Source organism: Nitrosomonas sp. Nm51 (assembly GCF_900111165.1).
Lineage (GTDB): Bacteria > Pseudomonadota > Gammaproteobacteria > Burkholderiales > Nitrosomonadaceae > Nitrosomonas.
On sequence record NZ_FOGH01000043.1, the window covers coordinates 1 to 22,733 of the forward strand.

General features: G+C 40.8%; 38 protein-coding genes and 1 pseudogene. 36 read left to right on the forward strand and 3 right to left on the reverse strand.

Translation table 11 applies throughout. From position 1 onward, the window contains the following. From BMY60_RS11840 to hemB, 34 genes and pseudogenes are all read left to right on the forward strand, one after another. Window positions 1-99: pseudogene (locus BMY60_RS11840) on the forward strand (elongation factor Tu); the annotation flags it as partial. Between the two features lie 80 nt (window positions 100-179). Beyond that, window positions 180-488, forward strand: coding sequence for a 30S ribosomal protein S10 (rpsJ, locus tag BMY60_RS11845; RefSeq protein ID WP_090333867.1), 309 nt, complete (start codon window positions 180-182; stop codon window positions 486-488). 63 nt (window positions 489-551) lie between these two features. Next, on the forward strand, window positions 552-1,199 hold the full coding sequence (gene rplC, locus BMY60_RS11850) for a 50S ribosomal protein L3 (protein WP_090333868.1): 648 nt from the start codon (window positions 552-554) through the stop codon (window positions 1,197-1,199). A 26-nt stretch (window positions 1,200-1,225) separates the two neighbouring features. Continuing rightward, the gene (gene rplD / locus BMY60_RS11855; protein ID WP_090333870.1) at window positions 1,226-1,846 is read left to right on the forward strand and encodes a 50S ribosomal protein L4; all 621 of its coding nucleotides are present in this window, start codon (window positions 1,226-1,228) and stop codon (window positions 1,844-1,846) included. After that, window positions 1,843-2,178, forward strand: a complete 336-nt coding sequence (gene rplW, locus BMY60_RS11860; RefSeq protein WP_090333871.1) for a 50S ribosomal protein L23 — start codon at window positions 1,843-1,845, stop codon at window positions 2,176-2,178. Before rplD ends, rplW begins: the two co-directional genes overlap by 4 nt. Then, window positions 2,178-3,011, forward strand: a complete 834-nt coding sequence (rplB, locus tag BMY60_RS11865; RefSeq protein WP_090333873.1) for a 50S ribosomal protein L2 — start codon at window positions 2,178-2,180, stop codon at window positions 3,009-3,011. Before rplW ends, rplB begins: the two co-directional genes overlap by 1 nt. A gap of 7 nt (window positions 3,012-3,018) precedes the next feature. Continuing rightward, complete coding sequence (rpsS, locus tag BMY60_RS11870) at window positions 3,019-3,297, forward strand: 30S ribosomal protein S19 (protein WP_090333874.1); 279 nt, start codon at window positions 3,019-3,021, stop codon at window positions 3,295-3,297. An 11-nt stretch (window positions 3,298-3,308) separates the two neighbouring features. Continuing rightward, on the forward strand, window positions 3,309-3,638 hold the full coding sequence (gene rplV / locus BMY60_RS11875) for a 50S ribosomal protein L22 (RefSeq protein WP_090333876.1): 330 nt from the start codon (window positions 3,309-3,311) through the stop codon (window positions 3,636-3,638). Between the two features lie 33 nt (window positions 3,639-3,671). Continuing rightward, window positions 3,672-4,454: a 30S ribosomal protein S3 gene (gene rpsC, locus BMY60_RS11880; protein WP_256250813.1), complete on the forward strand. Its 783-nt coding sequence runs from the start codon at window positions 3,672-3,674 to the stop codon at window positions 4,452-4,454. Next, window positions 4,438-4,854, forward strand: a complete 417-nt coding sequence (gene rplP / locus BMY60_RS11885) for a 50S ribosomal protein L16 (RefSeq protein ID WP_090333877.1) — start codon at window positions 4,438-4,440, stop codon at window positions 4,852-4,854. Before rpsC ends, rplP begins: the two co-directional genes overlap by 17 nt. A 5-nt stretch (window positions 4,855-4,859) precedes the next feature. Further along, window positions 4,860-5,054, forward strand: a complete 195-nt coding sequence (gene rpmC, locus BMY60_RS11890) for a 50S ribosomal protein L29 (protein ID WP_090333879.1) — start codon at window positions 4,860-4,862, stop codon at window positions 5,052-5,054. Continuing rightward, on the forward strand, window positions 5,051-5,314 hold the full coding sequence (gene rpsQ / locus BMY60_RS11895) for a 30S ribosomal protein S17 (protein WP_090333880.1): 264 nt from the start codon (window positions 5,051-5,053) through the stop codon (window positions 5,312-5,314). Before rpmC ends, rpsQ begins: the two co-directional genes overlap by 4 nt. 198 nt (window positions 5,315-5,512) lie before the next feature. Further along, window positions 5,513-5,881: a 50S ribosomal protein L14 gene (gene rplN, locus BMY60_RS11900; protein ID WP_090333882.1), complete on the forward strand. Its 369-nt coding sequence runs from the start codon at window positions 5,513-5,515 to the stop codon at window positions 5,879-5,881. Window positions 5,882-5,897: 16 nt separating this feature from the next. Then, on the forward strand, window positions 5,898-6,209 hold the full coding sequence (gene rplX / locus BMY60_RS11905; protein WP_090333883.1) for a 50S ribosomal protein L24: 312 nt from the start codon (window positions 5,898-5,900) through the stop codon (window positions 6,207-6,209). Between the two features lie 18 nt (window positions 6,210-6,227). Next, window positions 6,228-6,767: a 50S ribosomal protein L5 gene (rplE, locus tag BMY60_RS11910; RefSeq protein ID WP_090333885.1), complete on the forward strand. Its 540-nt coding sequence runs from the start codon at window positions 6,228-6,230 to the stop codon at window positions 6,765-6,767. A 7-nt stretch (window positions 6,768-6,774) separates the two neighbouring features. Further along, window positions 6,775-7,080, forward strand: a complete 306-nt coding sequence (gene rpsN, locus BMY60_RS11915; protein WP_090333886.1) for a 30S ribosomal protein S14 — start codon at window positions 6,775-6,777, stop codon at window positions 7,078-7,080. Between the two features lie 49 nt (window positions 7,081-7,129). Then, window positions 7,130-7,525, forward strand: a complete 396-nt coding sequence (gene rpsH, locus BMY60_RS11920; RefSeq protein WP_090333888.1) for a 30S ribosomal protein S8 — start codon at window positions 7,130-7,132, stop codon at window positions 7,523-7,525. 14 nt (window positions 7,526-7,539) lie between these two features. Beyond that, on the forward strand, window positions 7,540-8,073 hold the full coding sequence (gene rplF, locus BMY60_RS11925; protein WP_090333889.1) for a 50S ribosomal protein L6: 534 nt from the start codon (window positions 7,540-7,542) through the stop codon (window positions 8,071-8,073). An 18-nt stretch (window positions 8,074-8,091) separates the two neighbouring features. Next, complete coding sequence (gene rplR, locus BMY60_RS11930; protein ID WP_090333891.1) at window positions 8,092-8,448, forward strand: 50S ribosomal protein L18; 357 nt, start codon at window positions 8,092-8,094, stop codon at window positions 8,446-8,448. 13 nt (window positions 8,449-8,461) lie between these two features. Beyond that, the gene (gene rpsE, locus BMY60_RS11935) at window positions 8,462-8,989 is read left to right on the forward strand and encodes a 30S ribosomal protein S5 (protein ID WP_090333892.1); all 528 of its coding nucleotides are present in this window, start codon (window positions 8,462-8,464) and stop codon (window positions 8,987-8,989) included. An 11-nt stretch (window positions 8,990-9,000) separates the two neighbouring features. After that, window positions 9,001-9,189 carry a 50S ribosomal protein L30 gene (gene rpmD, locus BMY60_RS11940; protein ID WP_090333894.1) on the forward strand — a complete coding sequence of 63 codons (189 nt, stop codon included), beginning with the start codon at window positions 9,001-9,003 and terminating at the stop codon, window positions 9,187-9,189. Between the two features lies 1 nt (window position 9,190). Beyond that, entirely contained in the window at window positions 9,191-9,631 is a 441-nt protein-coding gene (gene rplO, locus BMY60_RS11945; RefSeq protein WP_090333896.1) for a 50S ribosomal protein L15, read from the forward strand. Window positions 9,632-9,645: 14 nt separating this feature from the next. Continuing rightward, entirely contained in the window at window positions 9,646-10,977 is a 1,332-nt protein-coding gene (secY, locus tag BMY60_RS11950; protein WP_090333897.1) for a preprotein translocase subunit SecY, read from the forward strand. Between the two features lie 15 nt (window positions 10,978-10,992). Continuing rightward, complete coding sequence (gene infA, locus BMY60_RS11955) at window positions 10,993-11,211, forward strand: translation initiation factor IF-1 (protein ID WP_090333899.1); 219 nt, start codon at window positions 10,993-10,995, stop codon at window positions 11,209-11,211. 21 nt (window positions 11,212-11,232) lie between these two features. After that, window positions 11,233-11,346, forward strand: a complete 114-nt coding sequence (gene rpmJ, locus BMY60_RS11960; protein ID WP_090333901.1) for a 50S ribosomal protein L36 — start codon at window positions 11,233-11,235, stop codon at window positions 11,344-11,346. 28 nt (window positions 11,347-11,374) lie between these two features. Next, window positions 11,375-11,734, forward strand: a complete 360-nt coding sequence (gene rpsM, locus BMY60_RS11965; RefSeq protein WP_090333902.1) for a 30S ribosomal protein S13 — start codon at window positions 11,375-11,377, stop codon at window positions 11,732-11,734. Window positions 11,735-11,764: 30 nt separating this feature from the next. Then, a complete protein-coding gene (gene rpsK / locus BMY60_RS11970; protein ID WP_090333904.1) occupies window positions 11,765-12,154 on the forward strand; it encodes a 30S ribosomal protein S11 in 390 nt (129 codons plus the stop codon). Window positions 12,155-12,165: 11 nt separating this feature from the next. Next, window positions 12,166-12,792, forward strand: coding sequence for a 30S ribosomal protein S4 (rpsD, locus tag BMY60_RS11975; RefSeq protein WP_090333905.1), 627 nt, complete (start codon window positions 12,166-12,168; stop codon window positions 12,790-12,792). Window positions 12,793-12,828: 36 nt separating this feature from the next. Continuing rightward, entirely contained in the window at window positions 12,829-13,833 is a 1,005-nt protein-coding gene (rpoA, locus tag BMY60_RS11980) for a DNA-directed RNA polymerase subunit alpha (protein ID WP_090333907.1), read from the forward strand. After that, window positions 13,820-14,224, forward strand: a complete 405-nt coding sequence (gene rplQ, locus BMY60_RS11985; protein WP_090333908.1) for a 50S ribosomal protein L17 — start codon at window positions 13,820-13,822, stop codon at window positions 14,222-14,224. Before rpoA ends, rplQ begins: the two co-directional genes overlap by 14 nt. A 108-nt stretch (window positions 14,225-14,332) precedes the next feature. After that, a complete protein-coding gene (locus BMY60_RS11990) occupies window positions 14,333-15,328 on the forward strand; it encodes a biotin--[acetyl-CoA-carboxylase] ligase (protein WP_090333910.1) in 996 nt (331 codons plus the stop codon). Window position 15,329: 1 nt separating this feature from the next. After that, a complete protein-coding gene (locus tag BMY60_RS11995; RefSeq protein ID WP_090333911.1) occupies window positions 15,330-16,082 on the forward strand; it encodes a type III pantothenate kinase in 753 nt (250 codons plus the stop codon). A 7-nt stretch (window positions 16,083-16,089) separates the two neighbouring features. Further along, a complete protein-coding gene (gene yihA, locus BMY60_RS12000; protein ID WP_090333913.1) occupies window positions 16,090-16,713 on the forward strand; it encodes a ribosome biogenesis GTP-binding protein YihA/YsxC in 624 nt (207 codons plus the stop codon). A 192-nt stretch (window positions 16,714-16,905) separates the two neighbouring features. After that, a complete protein-coding gene (gene hemB / locus BMY60_RS12005; protein ID WP_256250814.1) occupies window positions 16,906-17,910 on the forward strand; it encodes a porphobilinogen synthase in 1,005 nt (334 codons plus the stop codon). Window positions 17,911-17,958: 48 nt separating this feature from the next. On the opposite strand, the gene BMY60_RS16720 is transcribed toward hemB, so the two are convergent. Further along, entirely contained in the window at window positions 17,959-18,216 is a 258-nt protein-coding gene (locus tag BMY60_RS16720; RefSeq protein ID WP_371264211.1) for a transposase, read from the reverse strand. Next, window positions 18,098-18,538 carry an IS1595 family transposase gene (locus BMY60_RS12015; protein WP_090333916.1) on the reverse strand — a complete coding sequence of 147 codons (441 nt, stop codon included), beginning with the start codon at window positions 18,536-18,538 and terminating at the stop codon, window positions 18,098-18,100. Before BMY60_RS12015 ends, BMY60_RS16720 begins: the two co-directional genes overlap by 119 nt. A gap of 784 nt (window positions 18,539-19,322) precedes the next feature. Here BMY60_RS12015 and BMY60_RS16340 point away from each other — a divergent pair. Both BMY60_RS16340 and BMY60_RS12025 read left to right on the forward strand, forming a co-directional pair. Further along, entirely contained in the window at window positions 19,323-19,622 is a 300-nt protein-coding gene (locus BMY60_RS16340) for an ABC transporter permease (protein WP_256250815.1), read from the forward strand. A 127-nt stretch (window positions 19,623-19,749) separates the two neighbouring features. Beyond that, complete coding sequence (locus tag BMY60_RS12025) at window positions 19,750-20,871, forward strand: site-2 protease family protein (RefSeq protein ID WP_090333917.1); 1,122 nt, start codon at window positions 19,750-19,752, stop codon at window positions 20,869-20,871. 327 nt (window positions 20,872-21,198) lie between these two features. Here the strand turns inward: BMY60_RS12025 and BMY60_RS12035 are convergent, their stop codons facing one another. Next, complete coding sequence (locus BMY60_RS12035) at window positions 21,199-22,548, reverse strand: response regulator (protein WP_177166664.1); 1,350 nt, start codon at window positions 22,546-22,548, stop codon at window positions 21,199-21,201. Between the last annotated feature and the right edge of the window lie 185 nt (window positions 22,549-22,733).

Genomic DNA, 22,733 nt, shown 5'->3' on the forward strand with positions numbered 1-22,733 from the left:
CTGATTGCGCCGATTGCAATGGACGAAGGGCTGCGGTTTGCGATCCGTGAAGGCGGCAGAACAGTTGGCGCAGGCGTGGTTGCTAAGATCATAGAATAACCAGCTAATTGAGTTGATTGATTGTTTTTAAATATTGGTAATTGCTAAAAGTAATCAATTTAAAAACTCGGAAGTGGAATATGCAAAATCAAAAAATTAGAATACGTCTCAAAGCATTTGATTATCGTCTTATTGATAAGTCGGCTCTCGAGATAGTTGATACAGCAAAAAGAACTGGAGCTGTTGTTAAAGGGCCGGTGCCTTTGCCAACAAGAGTAGAAAGATTTGATGTGTTGCGCTCTCCACATGTCAATAAAACATCGCGCGATCAATTTGAAATAAGAACACATCTCAGATTGATGGATATTATAGATCCTACAGATAAAACGGTTGATGCTTTAATGAAGCTAGATTTGCCCGCCGGTGTTGACGTGGAAATCAAGCTTTAGCATATGTTGATTAAAAAATCCACATTTGATGAGTGACTCTAGCCCAGAAAAATAGGAAAAGTAATGAGTTTAGGTTTGATTGGCAGAAAAGTTGGTATGACACGGGTTTTTACAGAAAATGGGACTAGTTTGCCAGTGACAGTCATTGATGTTTCGCAGAATCGTGTGATACAGATTAAATCGAAAGAAACAGATGGTTATTCTGCAATTCAATTGGCTTTTGGAAAAAAACGAGCTGTTCGTATTAACAAGCCGCTGGCTGGACATTATTCAAAAGCGGGTGCAGAGGCAGGTGAAATAATCAAAGAGTTCCGGCTTCACTCAGATGAAGCACTAGGAAAACTAAAGAATGGCGCATTTATTGAAATTGATATATTTCAAGAAGGACAAAAAGTTGATATTTCTGGAATAACAATTGGTAAAGGCTATGCCGGCACCATTAAGCGGCATAATTTTTCAGCGAATAGAACGACACATGGTAATTCTAAAGCCCATAGAAAACCGGGATCAATAGGTATGGCTCAGGACCCAGGTAGAATTTTTCCTGGAAAGCGAATGTCAGGGCAAATGGGTAACGTGAGAAAAACAATTCAAAACTTGGAAATTATCAGGATTGATAAGGAAAAAAACTTGCTGCTTATAAAAGGTTCGTTTCCGGGCTCAAAAGGTGGAAAAGTTATCATTCGCCCAAGCGTTAAAGTAAAACAATAAAATAAATTAATTAAGGTAGTTCAACAATGGACCTTAAACTGATTAATGATCAAAAACAGGATATAGGTAATATCACTGTTTCAGACACTCTGTTTGATAGACAGTATAATGAGGCGCTTGTTCACCAAGTTGTGACCTCATACTTATCAAATGCAAGAAGTGGAACTCGGGCACAAAAGGGCAGATCCGATGTCGCATGTTCAGGTCGCAAACCATGGCGGCAGAAAGGAAGTGGCCGAGCAAGGACTGGTAGTGTATCTAACCCTATTTGGCGTGGCGGCGGAAAAGTTTTTCCAAATAGTCCGGAAGATAATTTTGCCAAAAAGTTAAACAAAAAAATGTATCGAGCTGGTATGAGTGTTATTTTATCTAAACTCATACGTGATAAAAGACTAACCGTTATTGATTCAATTTCATTAAGCTCGCACAAAACAAAAGAATTAACTGAAAAACTCCAAAATCTTGGGTATGAGGATGTGCTTCTTCTTGTCAATGAAATAGATGAGAATCTTTATCTTTCTTCCAGGAATTTACCAACTGCACATGCAATGGATGTAAGCCAGGTAGATCCTTATAGTCTATTAAAATTCAAAAATATATTGATCACATCGGATGGCATAAAAAGACTCGAGGAGTTATTTACATGAGCAAACAGGTAAATAATTATGAACGGCTGATGAATGTGATACAGGCCCCCTATATTTCAGAGAAAGGTACTTTTATTGGTGAGGCACATAATCAGACTATTTTTCGGGTTTTAAAAAATGCCACCAAAAAAGAAATAAAAGCAGCGGTTGAGTTGCTGTGGAAAGATCAGAAAATTGAAGTTAAAAAAGTTCAAACAATCAATGTAAAGGGAAAACAAAAACGCTTTGGACGATTGATGGGACGACGTAATAACTGGAAAAAAGCAATTGTCAGTATAAAAGAAGGACAAGAACTTACTTTTACTAATTTAACGAAAGCAGAGGGTAAATAATGGCGCTGGTAAAGCTTAGGCCTACATCTCCGGGAAAACGTTCTGTAGTTCGGTTAGTACATAAAGAACTGCATAAAGGCAGTCCTTACAAAAGTTTAATTGAAAAACAAAAAAAACAAGCCGGTCGAAATAATACCGGAAAAATAACTACGCGTCATAGGGGTGGTGGGCATAAGCAGTATTATCGAAAAATAGATTTCAAACGTAACAAAGATAACATACCAGCAATTGTAGAAAGAATCGAGTATGACCCTAATCGCTCAGCCAATATAGCTTTGATATGTTATCTTGATGGAGAAAGAAGGTACATCATTGCTCCAAAAGGATTGAAAAAAGGCGGGACGGTTGCAAGTGGTGGTAGCGCTCAAATTAAACCGGGTGATGCTTTAGCTTTGCGTGGTATGCCGGTGGGGACTGTTGTACATTGTATCGAACTGATGCCTGGAAAAGGTGCTCAGTTGGCGCGCTCGGCCGGTGCGTCTGCTCAGTTACAAGCAAGAGATGGAAATTATGCGCAATTGAAATTGCGTTCGGGTGAAATACGAAAAGTACACATCGATTGCAAAGCAACTGTTGGTGAAGTTAGTAATGCAGAGCATAGTTTAAGATCAATTGGTAAAGCAGGCGCCACTCGCTGGCGCGGCATTAGACCAACGGTACGTGGTGTTGCAATGAATCCCATAGACCATCCGCATGGCGGAGGGGAGGGACGAACCTCAGGTGGACGGCATCCGGTAAGCCCATGGGGTAACCCGGCAAAAGGCTATAGAACGCGCTCAAATAAGCGTACAGACATGATGATCGTGAGACATCGCTATTCAAGAAAAGGTTAATTAAGCAATGGCAAGATCAATAAAAAAGGGTCCTTTTGTTGATTCGCATCTGGTCTCAAAAGTTGAGAAAGCACAGGATTCGAATGATAAGCGGCCAATTAAAACATGGTCAAGAAGGTCAACAATTCTTCCAAACTTTATCGGCCTGACTATTTCAGTACATAATGGCCGTCAACATGTTCCCATTTTTGTGACAGAAAATATGGTGGGTCACAAATTAGGTGAATTTGCGCAAACGCGGACATTTAAAGGACATGCCGCAGATAAAAAAACAAGTAAACGTTAAGATTGCTAATAATGGAAACGACTGCAAAACTAAAAGGTGTTCGGCTATCAGCGCAAAAAGGAAGATTAATTGCGGACCAAATCAGAGGACTGCCTGTTGATAAAGCCATCAGCGTGCTTCTGTTTAGCCCTAAAAAGGCTGCAATTATTATACGGCAATTGCTAGAATCAGCGATTGCAAATGCAGAGCATAATAATGGCGCTGATATAGATGAGCTAAAGATTTCTAGTATTTATGTTGACAGAGCTGCATTTATGCCAAGATCAAGTGCACGCGCAAAAGGTAGAGGTAATCGTATCATGAAACCAACTTGTCATATCACTATAACAGTAGCAGACTAAAAATAGTCGTACTTACAACAATAGGCAATAGAAATGGGTCAAAAAATACATCCAACAGGATTTCGCCTTTCAGTTCAAAGAAATTGGCTGTCTAAATGGTATGCAAATAGCAATAATTTTGCTTTGATGCTTAATGAAGATATTAAAGTACGGGATTTTTTATCCAATAAATTAAAACATGCATCAGTTGGCAAAGTTTTGATAGAAAGACCTTCTAAAAATGCGAGGATTACAATTTATAGTGCACGTCCTGGAGTTGTAATTGGCAAAAAGGGTGAAGATATTGAGTTGTTACGTACAGAGCTTCAAAAAAGAATGGGTGTCCCTGTTCATGTAAATATCGAGGAAATCAGAAAGCCTGAACTTGATGCGCAGTTAATCGCTGATAACATCGCTCAACAATTGGAAAAACGCATCATGTTTCGCCGAGCTATGAAAAGAGCAATGCAAAATGCAATGCGATTAGGAGCGCAAGGCATTAAAATCATGAGTTCAGGGCGGCTCAACGGTATAGAAATTGCACGTACAGAGTGGTATAGAGAAGGCAGAGTGCCACTTCATACTTTACGAGCTGATTTAGACTACGCAACATCTGAGGCTCATACAACGTATGGAATAATTGGTATTAAGGTCTGGATATTTAAAGGAGAAGCACTGGGGAAAGAAAATAATTCAGCTTTAACAACATTACCCGGTGCTTTTGAAACAGACAAGAAAAAAGCCAATAAAAAGGATAGATTAGTTTACCAAGATACTGCTAGTAAAACGCCTAATTTAAATAAAGATCCTGGAGATAAAGATGTTGCAGCCAGCTAGAACAAAATATAGAAAACAGCAAAAAGGGCGTAATACAGGTATAGCAACACGTGGTGCCAAAGTCAGCTTTGGTGAGTTTGGTTTAAAAGCAGTTGAAAGAGGTCGCATTACTGCTAGACAAATAGAAGCTGCACGACGGGCAATGACAAGGCACATCAAGAGAGGGGGGCGTATTTGGATTAGAATATTTCCGGATAAACCGATCTCGCATAAACCAGCAGAAGTTAGAATGGGTAAGGGTAAAGGGAATCCAGAATATTTTGTTGCAGAGATTAAGCCAGGTAAAATGTTATATGAAATGGATGGTGTGAATGAAGAACTTGCCCGCGAAGCATTTCGGCTCGCTGCAGCAAAATTGCCGGTTAAAACTATATTTACAACGCGTCAGTTAGGTGGGTAGTAACAATGAAGGCAAGTGAATTAAGAAAAATGAACCTGTTCGAACTCAATACAGAGTTGCATTCATTATTAAGAGCACAATTTGGTTTAAGAATGCAGTTGGCTACCCAACAAATATCTAATCCCAATCAGTTAAAAAAAGTAAGAAGAGATATTGCAAGAATAAAAACTATTTTGACACAGAAAAGTAATGATAAATGAAGAACGAGAAATTAAACCGTACTCAGAGTGGAAAAGTTACTAGTAATAAAACCAGTAAAACCGTGACTGTATTAGTAGATCGTAGAGTCAAACATCCTTTATATGGAAAAATTATTTCTAGATCCAAAAAATACCATGCTCATGATGAAACAGATGCGTGTCAAATCGGTGACATTGTTTTGATAGAAGAATGTCGGCCCATATCCAAAACTAAGTCATGGCGCGTTGTAAAAGTACTTTCGCAAACAGCATTAACATAAATCACCATGATGATCTTATCACTAGCTTGCGCAAGTCACGATAAATCAGTAGAATCGCACATTTTCTTGAGGCCGGATATTTAATCTTTTCAAACATAGGGCGCTGTAATTTTTAAAGTAAACCCGCCATTGAGCTGAAGCTAATAAACATTTTTTAAATTATAGTTTTAAATTTAACCAGATTAAAGTGAATTTATAATGATTCAAATGCAATCAGTGCTCAAAGTCGCTGATAACACGGGGGCGAGAGCGGTAATGTGTATTAAAGTGCTTGGTGGCTCAAAAAGACACTATGCAGGTATTGGGGATATAATAAAAGTCAGCGTTAAAGATGCTGCTCCAAGAGGCAGAGTAAAAAAAGGAGATGTATTCAACGCAGTTGTAGTACGTACAGCTAAAGGAGTAAGACGCGTCGATGGCTCATTATTAAAATTTGATGGCAATGCGGCAGTGTTGTTGAATAATAAACTAGAACCAATTGGAACCCGGATTTTTGGCCCAGTAACAAGAGAATTAAGAAGCGCACGATTTATGAAAATTGTATCGTTGGCTCCTGAGGTTTTATAAACATTTGGAAATGTTGATGAGAAAAATTAAAAAAGGCGATGACGTCGTTATTCTCTCTGGAAAGGATAGGGGTAAACGAGGCACAGTAGCTAAATTATCCGGTCTTGACAAAGTTTTTGTACAGGGAGTCAATTCTGCAAAAAAGCATCAGAAGCCAAACCCTTCAACTGGGGCTGCTGGGGGCATAGTGAATGTTGATTTGCCAATCCATATCTCGAATGTGGCGTTGTATAACGTAACGGCTAAAAAAAATGATCGTGTTGGTTTTACGTATGATTCAGATCAAAAAAAAATACGGATTTTTAGATCGAATGGCGAGAAAGTTTAATATAACAGTTGAAATAAAATGAGTCGTCTACAAGAATTTTACAAAACCAATGTAGTAAAACAGTTAACCGATAAATTTGGTTATAAGTCAGTAATGGAAACTCCAAAAGTTTCCAAAATCACCCTTAATATTGGACTTGGTGAGGCAACCGTCGATAAAAAAGTGGTGGACAATGCAATCTCTGATCTAGGAAGAATTGCTGGTCAACAACCTATTATTACACGGGCAAAAAAGTCAATTGCTTCCTTTAAAGTGCGTGAAGGTTATCCTGTTGGTTGTATGGTCACCCTTAGAGGAGTGCATATGTATGAATTTCTCGACAGGCTGATTTCAATTGCAATACCGAGGATAAGAGATTTTCGTGGTATGTCCGCGAAGTCGTTTGATGGACGAGGTAATTACAATATGGGAATTAAAGAGCAGATTATTTTTCCAGAAATTGACTATGACAAAATTGATGCAATTCGAGGGTTGAATATAACAATAAATACAACGGCTAAAAATGATGAAGAAGCAAAAGCGCTTTTAAGCGCATTCAACTTTCCATTTAGAAATTGAAAATAAAATGGCAAAAAAAGCAATTATCAATAGAAATAATAAAAGACAACGAATCGTTCAAAAATTTGCTGAGCGTAGAAAAATACTGTTAACTAAAATCAATGATCAATCTTTGGCAGACGCCGATCGATTTGAAGCCCGAATAGAGTTACAAAATTTGCCACGAAATTCCAGTCCAGTCAGATTATGTAACCGTTGCTCAATAACAGGACGTTCACGTGGTGTTTATTCCAAATTTGGTTTGGGAAGATCTAAACTGCGTGATATTGCAATGAGCGGCAAGATACCTGGAATAATTAAGGCAAGTTGGTGAATACTAGTATAAATAAAAGTTATTGCACATATTTAGGTAAACCATAAACATGAGTATGAGTGATCCAATAGCGGATATGCTAACACGCATTCGAAATGCACAAATGGCTAGAAAAAAAACGGTAGGTATCCCTTTTTCTAAAATTAAAGCGGATATAGCGTCTGTTTTAAAAGATGAAGGCTATATTGAAGATTATCAGAAAAAGGCAGTAGGTAAGCATTCTCAGTTGGAAATTGCGTTAAAGTATTATTCAGGTTTCCCAGTTATCGAAACAGTTAAACGAATAAGTAAACCAGGCTTGCGCATATATAAATCAGCCAGTGAAATACCACAAGTTATGAGTGGCTTAGGGATTGCAATCGTATCAACATCGCAAGGCGTCATGACAGGAAAAAAAGCACAATCGTCTGGAATAGGCGGTGAAATTTTGTGTGAAGTGGTATAACAAAGGAATAATAAATGTCAAGAGTTAGTAAAAACCCTGTTCCAATACCGTCAAATGTTGAGGTTACGATTACTGCGGCAAAAATAACAGTTAGAGGGCCTAATGGAGTTTTAGAACAAAAGCTTGATCCACAACTGCTTTTAAAGCAAGAGAACAATACGTTGGTTGTGGGGCAGGTAACTAATTCAAAAGAATTAAATGCTATGTCAGGAACAACACGTTCGTTAGTAGCGAATATGGTAAAGGGCGTCTCATCCGGATTTGAAAAAAAATTACAGCTTGTGGGTGTCGGTTATCGTGCTCAGGTCAATGGTAAGAATATTAATCTTAACCTGGGCTACTCTCATCCAATAAATTATCAGATACCTGAAGACATTCAGGTTGTAATACCTGCGCCAACCGAAATTGTTATTAAAGGAATTGACAAACAGAAGGTTGGTCAGATTGCAGCTGAAATACGTGCATTCAGACAGCCAGAACCTTATAAAGGCAAAGGTATACGTTATGAAGATGAAACCGTAATTTTGAAAGAAGCGAAGAAAAAATAGCTATTAATACTTACTACCATGCTAAATCTTAAACAAAATAGACTTAGAAAAGCAAAGCAAACCAGAATTAAAATAGCAAAACTTGGCAAAATTCGCTTGTCAGTTCATCGTACGAACCAGCACATTTATGCGCAATTAATTGATGATGCAAAGAGTCAGACTTTAGCTAGTGCGTCCACTTTGGAAGCTGATATCAGAAAAGATTTTGCTCTAGGTAATAATACAGCTGCAGCATCAATTGTTGGTCAGAATATCGCTGAAAAAGCTAAAAAATTAGGAATCGGCGAAATAGCATTTGATCGTTCTGGTTATAAATATCATGGACGTGTCAAAGCATTAGCAGAATCAGCTAGAAAAAATGGGTTAAAATTTTAAAGCAAAAATTATTATGGCTAAACCAAACAGAAAAATTTCTATACAGGATGGTTCCGTTCAAGAAGATTTAAGAGAAAAAATGGTTTCGATAAATCGAGTGACCAAAGTTGTCAAAGGTGGACGCATTCTTGGTTTTGCTGCATTAACAGTTGTTGGAGACGGAGATGGTGGAGTTGGGATGGGTAAAGGAAAGTCTCGAGAAGTCCCCGTTGCCGTTCAAAAAGCGATGGATGAAGCCAAACGTTCTATGATAAAGGTTAAGCTAAAAAATGGTACCATTTATCACCCCATAATTGGGAGGCATGGCTCAGCCAGAGTATATATGCAACCAGCACCAGAAGGTACGGGTATAATCGCAGGAGGACCAATGCGAGCTATATTTGAAGTAATGGGTATGCATAATATACTGGCTAAATGTATTGGATCAACAAATCCTTACAATGTTGTAAGAGCGACATTGCAAGGACTTTATTCAATGAATACCCCTGCAGACATAGCCGCTAAACGCGGAAAATCCGTTGAAGATATATTGGAAAGTTAATAGAACAAAAAATGAACGCAAAAAGTAACAAAAAATTAAAGCTCACGTTAATTAAAAGTCTGATCGGTACCAAACGAAGCCATCGAGCAACGATAAAAGGACTTGGTTTACGGAAAATTAATAGTGTTTCTGAGTTGGAAGATACACCAGCAATTCGAGGAATGGTGCAAAAAGTTCAATATCTTGTTAAGTGTGAATGAAATGTATTTGAATACAATCAAAAGTAACGAAGGTGCTAGCAAACAGCGCAAAAGAGTCGGCAGAGGCATCGGATGTGGTAATGGAAAAACCGCAGGTAGAGGACACAAGGGACAGAAATCACGAACCGGAGGATTTCATAAAATAGGATTTGAAGGTGGTCAAATGCCATTATACAGACGACTTCCCAAAAGAGGATTTACTTCCTCTAAAGCATCAAAGACTTTTAGCTTGCGCTCTAATATTTTACTAAATGCAGAAAATAACGCGATTATTGATATAAACTGGATCAAAAACAATACTTCGATGTCACGACATGCTGACCAGATAAAATTTTATTTATCAAGACATGGGTCTTTAAAAACCAAGCTCAATTTTGAAGGCGTCAACGTTTCAAAAGGAGTGAAGAAAATAATTGAAGCTGCTGGTGGCAGCATCAAGTAATAAAAGGTAAACAATTGGCTAATAGAGGATTTACACATAAACCGGTTGATAAGTTTGCCGACTTAAAACGTCGGCTTTGGTTTTTATTGCTGGCTCTTATTGTCTATAGAATCGGAGCGCACGTTCCTGTCCCTGGAATTGATCCAGATGTATTGAAAGATTTATTTGATTCTCAGCAAGGTGGTGTTCTGGGAATGTTTAATATGTTCTCGGGCGGCGCGCTATCAAGGTTTTCTATTTTTGCTTTAGGTATCATGCCATACATATCGGCTTCAATTATAATGCAATTGGGCACAGTGGCAGTACCTTATCTTGAAGCCTTGAAAAAAGAAGGTGAAAGTGGGCGAAGAAAAATAACGCAATATACACGTTACGGAACTTTACTGTTAGCGTTAGTACAAAGTTATGGAATTTCTATAGCATTGCAGTCCCAGGCTGGATTAGTCATAAATCCTGGTCCGATGTTTGTTCTAACGACGGTAATTACGCTGGTGACCGGAACTATATTTTTGATGTGGCTGGGTGAGCAAATAACGGAACGTGGAATTGGTAATGGTATTTCTTTGATTATTTTTGCAGGCATAGCCGCCGGATTACCGAGCGCTATTGGGGGCACACTTGATCTTGTAAGTACGGGTTCCATGCATTTTTTAGTAGCTTTATTTATTTTTATCGGAGCTGCATTAGTTACAGGTTTTGTCGTGTTCGTCGAAAAAGGACAGCGGCGCATTTTAGTGAATTATGCGAAACGTCAGGTAGGAAAAAAGATATACGGTGGGCAAAGCTCTCATTTGCCCTTGAAGTTAAATATGGCAGGTGTTATTCCGCCTATATTTGCATCTAGCATCATTTTATTTCCTGCAACAATGGCGAGCTGGTTTGCATCAGGCGAGTCTATGATATGGTTGCGTGATGTAAGTGCAGCTTTATCGCCTGGCCAGCCTCTTTATGTTTTTTTATACGCGTCTATGATCATATTCTTTTGTTTTTTTTACACTGCGCTGGTATTTAATCCAAAAGAAACTTCGGACAACTTAAAGAAAAGTGGTGCATTTATACCCGGCATTAGACCAGGTGACCAAACAACACGTTATATCGAAAGAATTATGTTGAGGTTGACGCTAGTAGGTTCTATTTATGTGACCTTAGTTTGTCTGTTACCTGAATTTTTGATTCTGAAATGGAATGTCCCTTTTTATTTTGGCGGTACCTCGCTGTTAATCATAGTCATAGTAACAATGGACTTTATGTCGCAGGTGCAATCACATGTCATGTCGTCGCAGTATGACAGCTTGTTAAAGAAGGCAAATTTGAAAGGAAATAGTGGGCGCCTTCCTGCTAGATAACTGTTCCTAGATTACATGGCTAAAGAAGAAACGATCCAAATGCAAGGCGAGGTACTTGAAACACTGCCGAATGCTACTTTCAAGGTTAAGCTGGAAAATGGACATGTTGTCTTAGCGCATATATCCGGAAAAATGCGTATGCATTACATAAGGATACTGCCAGGTGATAAAGTGACGGTAGATTTAACGCCTTACGACTTAACCCGTGCTCGCATCACGTTTCGAGCAAAATAAGAATTTGATGAAGGAGCCCTCATGAAAGTATTAGCATCAGTAAAAAAAATTTGTAGAAATTGCAAAATAATTAAAAGAAACAGGGTTGTCCGGGTTATTTGTACTGATCCTAGGCACAAACAAAAGCAAGGCTAGGACCGACTAATTCATAACAGGTTATAAAATGGCACGCATAGCTGGAGTAAATTTACCTAATCACCAACATGTTGAGATTGCATTGACAGCCATCTATGGCATAGGTCGTTCACGGTCTGTAGAAATATGCGGTGAATTAAATATACCAACGCATATTAAGTTGAAAGAACTTACTGAATCTCAACTAGATGCACTTCGCGATCATATATCGAAATATGTCATTGAAGGTGATCTGCGCCGTGAAGTGTCGATGAATATCAAAAGATTGATGGACCTGGGATGCTATCGTGGGTATCGCCATAGGCGCGGCCTGCCAGTTAGAGGACAGAGAACTCGGACTAATGCGCGTACACGCAAGGGACCACGTAAAGCGATACGAGCAAGGTAATATTAATAAGATTTTATTAGGAAAGTTTGAATGGTTAAATCTAGTGTACGGGCACGGAAAAAAATAAAGAAGAATGTGTCGGAAGGGGTCGCCCACATACATGCATCTTTTAATAATACGATTATTACGATTACAGATCGCCAGGGCAATGCATTATCATGGGCGACTTCTGGAGGAGCAGGTTTCAAAGGTTCGCGTAAAAGTACCCCTTTTGCCGCACAGGTTGCTGCCGAGATAGCAGGCAAAGCAGCTATTGAATGCGGCGTTAAAAACCTTGAAGTTAAAATCAAAGGACCAGGTCCTGGGCGGGATTCAGCAGTGCGTGCCCTGAACGGTGCCGGTTTTAAAATTATTAGTATTTCAGATGTTACTTCAATTCCACACAATGGGTGTAGACCGCCTAAGAAACGTCGCATTTAAGGAGAAATCTTTTGGCCCGATATCTTGATTCTAAATGTAAACTATGTCGCCGCGAAGGAGAAAAATTATTTCTAAAAGGCGATAAATGCTTTACAGATAAATGTGCAATCGAACGTAGAAACTATCCGCCAGGCCAACATGGGCAGAAGAAAGGGCGGATATCTGATTATGGCGTTCAATTGAGAGAGAAACAAAAAATCAGACGAATTTACGGTCTATTAGAAAAGCAGTTCAGAATTGTTTACAAAAAAGCTGACAAACAACGTGGCGTTACAGGTGACAATCTGCTGCAACTGTTAGAAAGCCGTTTAGACAATCTTGTTTACTTAATGGGGTTTGGCGCGTCACGCGCCGAATCGCGGCAGATTATACGCCATAACAGCATATTGGTTAATGGAAACCGTGTGAATATACCTTCGTACATAGTGACGCCAGGGGATGCTATCGAAGTAGACCAGAAAGCAAGAGAACAACTGCGTATTAAGTCTTCCTTGCAATCAGCAGATGATCGTGGATTTCCTTCATGGATTGAGGTTGATGTAAAAGCCATGAAAGGAACGTATAAAAATAAACCTGACCGCACCGATCTTCCTTCAACAATTAATGAATCGCTGGTTGTTGAATTGTATTCAAAATAAATTTTAAAATAATGTCACTTTCTTTAAGGTTACTCAATGCTAGGCAATGATATATTAACACCTCGTATTATTGATGTTCAGAATATATCACCATTACATGCAAAAGTTGTAATGGAACCATTTGAAAGAGGGTATGGCTATACACTAGGAAACGCTTTACGAAGAATTCTTTTATCTTCTATGTCAGGTTATGCGCCTACTGAAGTAAAGATTGCAGGAGTTGTCCATGAGTATTCGACATTAGATGGCGTGCAGGAAGATGTAGTTGATATTTTATTGAATATAAAAGGTATCGTTTTAAAACTACACGCTTCTGAGGAAGTGACCTTGCGGCTCAATAAATCGGGGAAAGGCGTTGTTACTGCGAATGATATTGAAGCGAGTCATGATGTCGAAATATTGAATCCGGATCATGTGATTGCGCATCTTACAACGGGAGGGAAACTAGATATACAACTTAAAGTCTCGCGTGGTAGAGGTTATGTTCCTGCAACCGCCCGTCAAATGACACAAGAAGAAAAAAGTATTGGTACCATTTTACTAGATGCTTCCTTTAGTCCTATTAAGCGGGTTAGCTATACAGTGGAAAGTGCAAGAGTCGAGCAAAGAACTGACCTTGATAAATTGATCATGGATATAGAAACCAACGGTGTTGTTGATCCTGAAGAAGCTATCAGATATGCAGCGCGGGTATTAGTTCAGCAACTATCAGTTTTTGCAGATTTAGAAAGCACTCCAATACCAACTGAACAGCCTCAAGTACCACAAATTGACCCGGTTTTATTGAGACCAGTTGATGATTTGGAACTAACCGTGCGTTCTGCGAATTGTCTAAAAGTAGAAAATATTTATTATATTGGTGATTTAATTCAGCGTACTGAAGCAGAATTGCTGCGTACACCCAATTTAGGTAGAAAATCGCTAAATGAAATAAAAGAGGTTTTAGCAGCGCGTGAATTAACTTTAGGCATGAAGTTAGACAATTGGCCCCCTGCTAATTTAGAAAATCATTCAAAGGATATTAACCATGCGTCATCATAACGCCTTTCGAAAATTAAATAGAACAAGTAGCCATCGTTCTGCTATGTTTCGTAACATGACGAATTCATTGTTGCGGCATGAGGTCATAAAAACGACTTTGCCAAAAGCGAAAGAATTAAGAAGCTATGCTGAACCCATGATTACACTTGGTAAAATATCGAATTTTTCAAATAAACGCAAAGCATTTAACAAGCTGCGTGATCGTGAAATTGTCACTAAGTTGTTTTCAGAACTAGGGCCTCGTTATGCTCAACGTCCAGGCGGTTATATTAGAATTTTAAAGTATGGATTTCGTAAAGGAGACAATGCACCTATGGCTTTGGTGGAGTTAGTTGATCGCCCAGTATCCATTGATGAAGAAACTGAAGATGAAACAAATGAAAACCAATAGATTGGGTGTGACTTGTTTAAAAGGTTTGATTAAACGCAAGTGTAAAGCATTTTGAACAGTGTATCAACGGAATCTATTAATTTTCAATAAATCGCGTGTACATGGTAAATGTATACCAAAAGTACGGTAGATCTTTTTCATTTATTAAGAATTTTATCGGATAAAAAAATACATACTTTTAAGTCCTTATCTGCTGAGCTTAATTGTTCTTCCTTTACTTTATTTAAATATATATCTGATTTTTCATTTCATGGCATCTTAATTACACAAATAAAAGGTGTTGGTATTTGCTGGCGTCTGCCATTTATTTGGATAGACGAAGACAGTCTCAATTCATATTTAAATAAGTTCAGTTATCTGTTTAATCTAATAAAATTTGATTTGTTAGATTCTACAAATAACTATCTTATTCGTAATAAAACGTTTTACCTCAAGCATATACGTATACCTGTTGTTGTCGCTGAATGGCAAACAAGCGGCAGGGGTACAAAAAATAGAGATTGGTTTTCTAACCTGGGGGGTAGTTTAACCTTTTCTTTTCTGTGGCGTTTTACACGCAATTCTCAAAATATCCATGCATTAAGTCTGGTTCTTGGTGTCAGTCTGGTCAGGGTTCTTAGGCGCTTATTACTTCCTAACATTTTTCTTAAATGGCCGAACGATGTTTTATACAACAACAAGAAACTTGCCGGGATATTAATAGAATGTAGCACAAGCAGCCATAATTCAGTTGCCGCTGTTATAGGAATAGGAATCAATTTTAAACTGGCACCAAATCTGGCAAAGTTTATGGATTATGCTGTGGCCGATTTATTTGGAATGGCAGGCCATCAGATTGACCGTAATCGCATACTTGCGCTGCTTCTAATAGAGCTTCGCAACGTTTTAATTGTATTCGAAGACCATGGATTTTCTTTTTTCCGTAAAGAGTGGATGCGCTATGATGCTTATCATGGGCAAGCTGTTGTATTAAAATTTCCGGACGGATCCATTGCTGAAGGTGTCGTAGAGGGAGTGCAAAATGACGGATCTTTGGTGCTGAGAACCGTTTCAGGCCGTAAGATCTTTAGCATGGGGGAAATCAGTATAAGAGCGAAAGACTGATATGTATTGTCTTGCTGTCGATTCTGGAAATTCATTTCTTAAATGGGCGATTTTCGAAAATGATCAGAAGTTGATGTCTAGTCAGGTTGGCAATCACGAGCTTTATAAGCTGCATGACGTTTGGCAGAAGCTGAGAACTCCCGATACAATCATTATCTCCCAGGTATCCGGAGCCGACATGACTGCTCGGCTGAAACAACATTTTAAGATTTGGAATACTCAACCTTATTGGATTAGTGCGGTGTCTAAACAATGTGGTGTAACAAACAATTATGCGAATCCGCGCCAACTTGGCAGCGATCGCTGGGCCGCATTGATTGCAGCATGGGATAAATTTCATGAAGCTTGTATAGTTATTGATGTCGGTACAGCTATGACCGTTGATGTGTTATCCAGTAATGGAGTTTTTATGGGTGGAATTATTATTCCAGGCCCCTATAGCTTGCAAAAAAGTATTCAATGCACTACACCAATTAATTTGAGTGAAGAAATTCATCAGTACCGGATTTTTCCGGTTAATACTGCCGATGCGATATACAGCGGTATCATTCAAGCGCTTGTTGGTTCCATCGAACGAATGTTACGGTTGTATAAGTATCATCAAGGCAGTGTAATAAAGCATTGTTTAATAAGTGGTGGCGGTCTGTCTGAACTATTGCCGCATATCGATTTTGATGTCATTGTTATTGACAATCTTGTTGTGGAAGGTTTGCTGCGCATTGCAAAAGATTTGCAGCTAAATCAAAAAATGTAAACTAAATATGTCTTTGTTCCATGATGCGTCTTTTTATACTTCTGTTAATCGGTTTCAGGATTTGCCCGAGCATACTTGTGCAGAAATCGCATTTGCCGGCCGTTCCAATGCCGGTAAATCAAGCGTGATAAATGCTCTGGCACATAGAAAAAAACTTGCATTTATCAGCAAAATTCCTGGACGAACACAGCAAATTAATTATTTTCGTATCAGAGGCAATCTTTTTTTGGTGGATTTGCCTGGGTATGGTTATGCAAAAGTATCCATGGATATGCGCCGTCATTGGGAATCGCTCCTCAGCAAATATCTGCAGACCCATAAAGCATTGCTGGGTCTTGTTTTGATAATGGATATTCGCCATCCTTTAAAGGCTCTTGATTTGCAGATGCTGGATTGGTTTTCTGTTACTGGAAAACCGGTACATATCATGCTGACAAAAGCAGATAAGTTAAGCCGACGACATGCTGATAGTATGTTGAATAAAGTAAGGGATTGTTTAGTGCTTCACTACCCTTCCGTGAGTGTTCAGTTATTTTCGAGCACTAGGGCTACGGGTATTGAGGAAGCTAATAAAGCGTTGTGCAACTGGATAGACTGTAAGTATATTTTACAGAATCAAAATGAAGGCTGATTTGTCAATAAAAGACCCCCGGTTAAAGGGGAGTAAAAAACCGGGGGGAACCGCCTTAATATCACATAAGGCCCTGCCCAAGGGAGGAAAGGCAGGGGACAAAATTATTATGCCCACTTGAGTGACAGCGTAATTGTCATACAAGTTCCCTGGAAAGATAGTTTTTTAATATTTAATTGATAATAAATAATTATGATAAATTCATCCGGACAGTTTCCCAAAAAAAGAATGCGCCGCCTGCGTCGTGATAATTTTTCACGCCGCCTGATTCAGGAAAACCTCCTTCATGCAAATGATTTTATTTATCCTGTATTTGTTTTGGACGGAGTGCGCCAGGAAGAAAAAGTAGCTTCTATGCCTGGTGTGATGCGTCAGTCAGCTGACTTGCTGATGAAACAAGCCGAACGCTGTTTGGCGCTGGGTATTCCTGCAGTAGCCATTTTCCCGGTTATTGATGCGCATCTAAAAAATTTTTCGGCGGATGAAGCCTATAATCCGGACGGACTAGTGCCGCGCGTTGTGCGTCAGCTAAAACAAAATTTTCCTGAGCTGGGTGTGATCACTGATGTCGCATTGGATCCTTATACCAACCATGGTCATGACGGATTGATTGACGAACATGGCTATGTTTTGAATGATGAAACTGTGGAGGTGTTGTGTAAACAGGCGTTAGTGCATGCGCAGGCAGGCGCTGACATAGTGGCGCCATCTGATATGATGGATGGGCGTGTCCAGGCCATTCGAGATAAATTGGATAATAATCAATTTATTCATACGTGTATTCTTGCCTACTCAGCAAAATATGCATCCAGCTTTTATGGTCCATTCAGAGACGCTGTTGGATCTGCCGCTAATCTAGGCGGCGGAAATAAATACACCTACCAAATGGATCCGGCTAATTCTAATGAGGCGTTGTGGGAAGCCGAGTTAGATATAACCGAAGGTGCAGACATGGTCATGATCAAGCCGGGTATGCCCTATTTGGATATTGTGCGTCGCATTAAAGATCAGTTTCAGGCACCCACATTTGTCTATCAGGTGAGTGGAGAGTATGCAATGCTTAAAGCGGCAGCGATGAATGGGTGGTTGGATGAGGAAACGTGTGTGTTAGAAGCGCTATTATCGTTCAAACGGGCTGGAGCTGACGGAATTTTGACGTATTATGCGATGGAGGCTGCCGCATGGTTGAACAAATAAGGCTCTAGGCTAGCAGAGATTAATAATATTCCTGATTAGTTACCTGACTCAGAAACTCTCAATATACTGAAGAGGATTCGTAGTAACGGCAGCACGCAGCAAGCGTGGTACCATTGCAGCCAAATCAAAGCGGCGATTGAAACGATAAGAAAATTCTGCAAGATAGCGGTGTGCGTACTTGGCGTGATTAAATGCGTGATATGTTCCGCTGAGCGCAGTCTTGAGATTGCCAAGTAGCGTGTTGACCCAATGAAACTCGGGGCTGTTGTACAGCGATTTTGCCGTTGCCGACAACATGGCGTTCATGCTGCGCTGCTGTGTGAGTAACAGCCCCGAAACACCATAAACCATCGGATACCACATGTGCAGTAGATACCAGACATTCAGCTGACCACTGTTTAAGCGCCTCATGCGTAAAACCCGCCACAGGTGTTAAGCGCATAAAATGTGGCCTGCCTTCGCTATTTGTTTGTATCGCTGCCACAAATGGCGTTTTACTTGCGGCGCCCCGGCCGCGCTTTCCCCGCTTCTCGCCTCCAAAATAAGCATCATCAATCTCCACACGTCCATCCAGGCGACTTTGTTCTTCACGCAACAGCATGGTTTGTAACAACTTGTGTTTGACCAACCGTATGCGTCCGGCACGACCATCTAGAATTTCTCTCGTTTTAACCTAATTCTACTTTGTCAGATTACCCAAAAGCCACTTTTCGCCTGGCAGAAGACTCTTTAGCGCTGAGCCGTGGTCGGTGCCGCTTATGAATAATATCAGCCAGATCCTCGGTGGTAAGTTGTCTTTGCGGCAGCATGTGCGCTAATACGGTCACCAGGCTCACCAGGCGTTGGCAACTTGGGAGCATCAGGCTACAGTATGGATACTCGACGCACCAGCAATCAACGTAGACGAAACATCCTTCCGGGTTGCAGTTGCTGCGGTCGGAGATGCCGCACGGTTTAATCCTGGCCGAGCATGGCGGCATATTTTGGATTGACGCCGCGGCAACATTCCGGCGGTGACAAGAGAGGCCCGGCGGGATCAGTAAACGGGGTGACAAGTATATACACATGCTGCCGGTACACGGCGCACGCCGTCGGCAAAAATGGTGATGCGCGCCTGGCTCAACAGCAATCTGGCGTCGCAATGGTTTATCGTGCCCGGTATTATCGGACTTCTGACGCTGGTAGTGTCTTTTCCCGTCACTCGTTGTCGATCGCGCGCGAGCGCGAACAAGGAACTTTTGACCAATTGCTGGTCACATCTTTAAGGCCGGTGGAAATACTGATTGGCAAATTGTCGCCAGGTTTGATTATCGGTCTGGTGGAACCGACGTTCACTATCCTGGCCGCTGTATGGTGGTTTGAGGTGATCCTGTGGGGGTCACGCGGTGCGCTTTATTTTGGATTGTTTATTCTTGCTTGCAAGTATCGGTATCGGACGCATGATTTCTTCGCTGTCGGCCACGCAACAACAGGGTCTGCTTGGTGCGTTTTTGTTCCTGGCGCCTGCGGTTATTTTGTCCGGTTTCGCTACATCTATCGGCAGCATGCTGGAATTAATCAATCCATTGCGTTATTTTCTGGTAATCGTACGAGGCGTGTTTCTTGAAGGCACAGAAATCAAGCAGTCGTTGGCGCAATACTGGCCAATGGCAATAATTGCGATATTCAGTCTGTTTGCAACTGCCTGGCTTTTCCGCCGACGTATGTATTGATGGCGCTGTCAGGCATCAACAACTGTTCAATTGAAATGACGAAACAGCTTCTGACGCGAAAAGTATTTTCAGGCAAATATGCAGTGTATCGTTGTTCTAATTGCCAATTCTTACGGAGGTAATTTAAATGCTGGAAGCGTCATATCGCATTGGTACAGTGTCGGGTATTCGGATCGGGGTGCATTACAGCTGGTTTATCGTTTTTTTGTTGTTGAGTGGCGTGCTGGCAGCGTATTTCAGGGAAACGCATGTCGAATGGAGTGGCAGTGTGGTGTTGTTGACAGCATTGGTGACAACGCTGATGTATTTTGTGAGCATTGTTTTACACGAATTGGGACATAGTCTGGTAGCGATTGCACGGGGTGTTCAGGTGCGTGCGATTACACTATTTATATTTGGGGGTATCGCACAGACCGAAAAGGATGCCAATAGCGCGGCAACCGAATTCTATATTGCAATTGCCGGTCCGCTGGTCAGCTTTGCGTTGGCTGTTCTGTTTTATTTTTTAAGTCAATGGTCGGCGCCCTATAGCGAAATAGCCGCCGAATCCTTTAACTGGCTGGCAACGATTAATTTCGTTCTGGCGGTATTTAATCTAGTGCCTGGTTTTCCACTCGACGGTGGGCGGGTTTTTCGTGCGGTAGTGTGGCACTTTACCGGTGATGCTGTCAAGGGTATGCAATGGGCCGTCATTGGTGGAAAAGTCGTCGCCTACGGTCTTATGCTGCTGGGCGTGGTCGTTGGATTGCAGCCAGGAATGCTGCTCAATGGCATCTGGTTGCTGGCGCTGGGCTGGTTTCTGTTTGCGGCAGCGGAGGGGAGCCGGCGTGCCTTCTTTTCATCGCGCCTGGCCGCGCACGTTCTTGTTGGTGAAGTAATGCAAAAAGAAGTGCCGACAGTATCCGCAGACATGAGTCTGCTTCACTGGATTGATGCGCAAATGCTGCTGACTGGTCATCGGTCTGCGTTGGTTACCGAAGGCGACAAAACCGTCGGTTTAATTACATTGTATGATGTGATGAAATGTCCGCGCGCGCAATGGCCGAATACCGCTGTGCGCCAGTTTATGACTCCGCTGGAACGTTTTCACCTTGTGAATCCTGCCAACAGCATGTTTGAAGTACTGCAAATCATGCGTGAGCACAATATTAATCAGGTGCCAGTAATGGATAGTGGTGAGGTGGTTGGCTGGATCGACCGTGAACATCTGTTAAAAATTTTGGAATTGCATTCAGCTGTCGGACACTGATGACGACACCCCCTAAGGAATCAATTGACGAGTGTCAATAGTTCGCGGCCGAACGTTTTCATATTTCCAAAGTGCGGTCAGTATGCCGTTCTCATTACCTGAACCTGAATTCAGCTGGTTGGCGCCAGTCAGCGAGATGTCTGAGCGCAGCAGCGGGTTTTCCTTGAGCAATAGGTTTCCGGATTTTGTCACTACTGGTTTTCTGCTTCTAAAGCGCTTACGCTATTCTTTGTAGGTGAATTGCCCAAATTTATCTCTCAGACTGATTAACAGATAAGATACTGAACAACTACACATTTTTTTAATTTGCGCAACACGTTTATACTTTTATTTAATATTTCTGGCAAGGTGTGATAGGTGCTGTAATAGTGTGCGAAGTTGCGCCATGTCGAACGGTTTGCTCAAGTGCTCATTCATGCCGGCAGCTAAACATTCACTTTTAATATGGTCAAATGCGTGGGCTGTAACAGCGACAATCGGTGTGGGCTTGGCGTTATTATTTTGCTCAAGCAAGCGTATTTGTCTGGTTGCCTCGAATCCATCCATGACAGGCATGTTACAGTCCATCAGTATCAAATCAAATTGTTGTTTAGAAAAGATGTCGATGGCTTCGGCGCCATGACAGGCCAAGTCAACTTCACAATTAAACTGTTCGAGCATAGTTTTGCTGACAATCTGATTAACCGCGTTGTCCTCGACAACCAATACTCGGATGGGGTGTTTATTAACGGTACGCGGTTTTATGGTTCCAGGACTGTAATTTGGTAAAGGTTGGGTTGATTTATCTGCATACACGAGTGGAATAATTACCGAAAACACTGAACCTTTACCCGGTTCGCTTGAGACACTTATCGTGCCGTTCATTAGCGCCAATAGGTTTTGTGTAATAACCAGGCCTAATCCGGTTCCTTTGATATGTTGAGTTGAATCTCCAACTTGTGAATACGCATGAAACAGCCGCGACTGATTTTTCTCAGATATGCCAATGCCGGTGTCAGTGACAGTCAGTTGCAATTTAGCTTTTTTTTGTTGATTATCCACTGTACAGTTCACATCAAGCTGAACTTTGCCTGCATCAGTAAATTTAAAAGCGTTACTGAGTAAATTAAAGAGAATCTGTCTAATTCGGTCAGGGTCGCCAATTAACTGGTCTGCATAATCATTTTTGAAATTAACGGCAAAATACAGGGATTTTTCATTTGCCTGAACGCGAAACAGCATTTCAACTTCATGTATTAAATCGCGCAGGCAAAATAATTGATGGGTTAACGTAAGTTTGTTGGCTTCAATTTTAGCGAAGTCCAAAATATCGTCAATGATGCGCAGAAGTGTACGCCCAGAACTGAAAATCATATTCAGATAATTTTTCTGGTGTTGATCCAGTGATGTTGTAGCCAGAAGCTCCGCGATACCAAGTACGCCGTTCATAGGTGTGCGTATTTCATGGCTCATGGCAGCCAGAAAAATCGATTTTGCTTTATTGGCATTTTCAAGATCGTTTGCTTGTTTCTCCAACAGAATCGCCTGTTGACGGGAAATCCAGTAATTTTCATGCTGTAATTTACCGTTATGTACCGAAAAAATAAAAAAACTGATGCCAATGATCAGCAGTACCCAACTGACATTCTCCGGTACAAATATAACAAGACCAAGTAAAGCTGGAATGTAAATAAGCATGGCAAATACGCACATTAAACCTATTTTCCTCAGTTAGATCTACAAAAATTAGCTCAAACGTAGTAGTGTCAAGGTTTTCGGACTAAAGACAGGAGTCACCCAATGGGTGAAATCGAATTTGAGCAAAGCAAGCTTGTAAAAGCAGTGGAGATAGCGGTTCAGGAGATGGATCAGAGTACTCGGGA

Excerpts from the sequence above, each read along its gene's own strand:
- rplD (WP_090333870.1), top strand. The coding sequence starts at position 1,226 with ATGGACCTTAAACTGATTAATGATCAAAAACAGGATATAGGTAATATC.
- rpsQ (WP_090333880.1), top strand. The coding sequence starts at position 5,051 with ATGAAGAACGAGAAATTAAACCGTACTCAGAGTGGAAAAGTTACTAGT.
- rpsM (WP_090333902.1), top strand. The coding sequence starts at position 11,375 with ATGGCACGCATAGCTGGAGTAAATTTACCTAATCACCAACATGTTGAG.
- rplB (WP_090333873.1), top strand. The coding sequence starts at position 2,178 with ATGGCGCTGGTAAAGCTTAGGCCTACATCTCCGGGAAAACGTTCTGTA.
- rplP (WP_090333877.1), top strand. The coding sequence starts at position 4,438 with ATGTTGCAGCCAGCTAGAACAAAATATAGAAAACAGCAAAAAGGGCGT.
- rplV (WP_090333876.1), top strand. The coding sequence starts at position 3,309 with ATGGAAACGACTGCAAAACTAAAAGGTGTTCGGCTATCAGCGCAAAAA.
- BMY60_RS12035 (WP_177166664.1), bottom strand. The coding sequence starts at position 22,548 with ATGCTTATTTACATTCCAGCTTTACTTGGTCTTGTTATATTTGTACCG.
- rplC (WP_090333868.1), top strand. The coding sequence starts at position 552 with ATGAGTTTAGGTTTGATTGGCAGAAAAGTTGGTATGACACGGGTTTTT.
- rpsC (WP_256250813.1), top strand. The coding sequence starts at position 3,672 with ATGGGTCAAAAAATACATCCAACAGGATTTCGCCTTTCAGTTCAAAGA.
- rplW (WP_090333871.1), top strand. The coding sequence starts at position 1,843 with ATGAGCAAACAGGTAAATAATTATGAACGGCTGATGAATGTGATACAG.
- rplR (WP_090333891.1), top strand. The coding sequence starts at position 8,092 with ATGCTAAATCTTAAACAAAATAGACTTAGAAAAGCAAAGCAAACCAGA.
- rpmC (WP_090333879.1), top strand. The coding sequence starts at position 4,860 with ATGAAGGCAAGTGAATTAAGAAAAATGAACCTGTTCGAACTCAATACA.
- infA (WP_090333899.1), top strand. The coding sequence starts at position 10,993 with ATGGCTAAAGAAGAAACGATCCAAATGCAAGGCGAGGTACTTGAAACA.
- yihA (WP_090333913.1), top strand. The coding sequence starts at position 16,090 with ATGTCTTTGTTCCATGATGCGTCTTTTTATACTTCTGTTAATCGGTTT.
- rpmD (WP_090333894.1), top strand. The coding sequence starts at position 9,001 with ATGAACGCAAAAAGTAACAAAAAATTAAAGCTCACGTTAATTAAAAGT.
- rplQ (WP_090333908.1), top strand. The coding sequence starts at position 13,820 with ATGCGTCATCATAACGCCTTTCGAAAATTAAATAGAACAAGTAGCCAT.
- rpoA (WP_090333907.1), top strand. The coding sequence starts at position 12,829 with ATGCTAGGCAATGATATATTAACACCTCGTATTATTGATGTTCAGAAT.
- rplN (WP_090333882.1), top strand. The coding sequence starts at position 5,513 with ATGATTCAAATGCAATCAGTGCTCAAAGTCGCTGATAACACGGGGGCG.
- rpsE (WP_090333892.1), top strand. The coding sequence starts at position 8,462 with ATGGCTAAACCAAACAGAAAAATTTCTATACAGGATGGTTCCGTTCAA.
- rpsS (WP_090333874.1), top strand. The coding sequence starts at position 3,019 with ATGGCAAGATCAATAAAAAAGGGTCCTTTTGTTGATTCGCATCTGGTC.
- BMY60_RS11990 (WP_090333910.1), top strand. The coding sequence starts at position 14,333 with ATGTATACCAAAAGTACGGTAGATCTTTTTCATTTATTAAGAATTTTA.
- BMY60_RS11995 (WP_090333911.1), top strand. The coding sequence starts at position 15,330 with ATGTATTGTCTTGCTGTCGATTCTGGAAATTCATTTCTTAAATGGGCG.
- rplF (WP_090333889.1), top strand. The coding sequence starts at position 7,540 with ATGTCAAGAGTTAGTAAAAACCCTGTTCCAATACCGTCAAATGTTGAG.
- rplE (WP_090333885.1), top strand. The coding sequence starts at position 6,228 with ATGAGTCGTCTACAAGAATTTTACAAAACCAATGTAGTAAAACAGTTA.
- BMY60_RS16720 (WP_371264211.1), bottom strand. The coding sequence starts at position 18,216 with ATGAACGCCATGTTGTCGGCAACGGCAAAATCGCTGTACAACAGCCCC.
- hemB (WP_256250814.1), top strand. The coding sequence starts at position 16,906 with ATGATAAATTCATCCGGACAGTTTCCCAAAAAAAGAATGCGCCGCCTG.
- rplO (WP_090333896.1), top strand. The coding sequence starts at position 9,191 with ATGTATTTGAATACAATCAAAAGTAACGAAGGTGCTAGCAAACAGCGC.
- rpsJ (WP_090333867.1), top strand. The coding sequence starts at position 180 with ATGCAAAATCAAAAAATTAGAATACGTCTCAAAGCATTTGATTATCGT.
- rpsN (WP_090333886.1), top strand. The coding sequence starts at position 6,775 with ATGGCAAAAAAAGCAATTATCAATAGAAATAATAAAAGACAACGAATC.
- rplX (WP_090333883.1), top strand. The coding sequence starts at position 5,898 with ATGAGAAAAATTAAAAAAGGCGATGACGTCGTTATTCTCTCTGGAAAG.
- BMY60_RS12025 (WP_090333917.1), top strand. The coding sequence starts at position 19,750 with ATGCTGGAAGCGTCATATCGCATTGGTACAGTGTCGGGTATTCGGATC.
- rpmJ (WP_090333901.1), top strand. The coding sequence starts at position 11,233 with ATGAAAGTATTAGCATCAGTAAAAAAAATTTGTAGAAATTGCAAAATA.
- rpsH (WP_090333888.1), top strand. The coding sequence starts at position 7,130 with ATGAGTATGAGTGATCCAATAGCGGATATGCTAACACGCATTCGAAAT.
- rpsK (WP_090333904.1), top strand. The coding sequence starts at position 11,765 with ATGGTTAAATCTAGTGTACGGGCACGGAAAAAAATAAAGAAGAATGTG.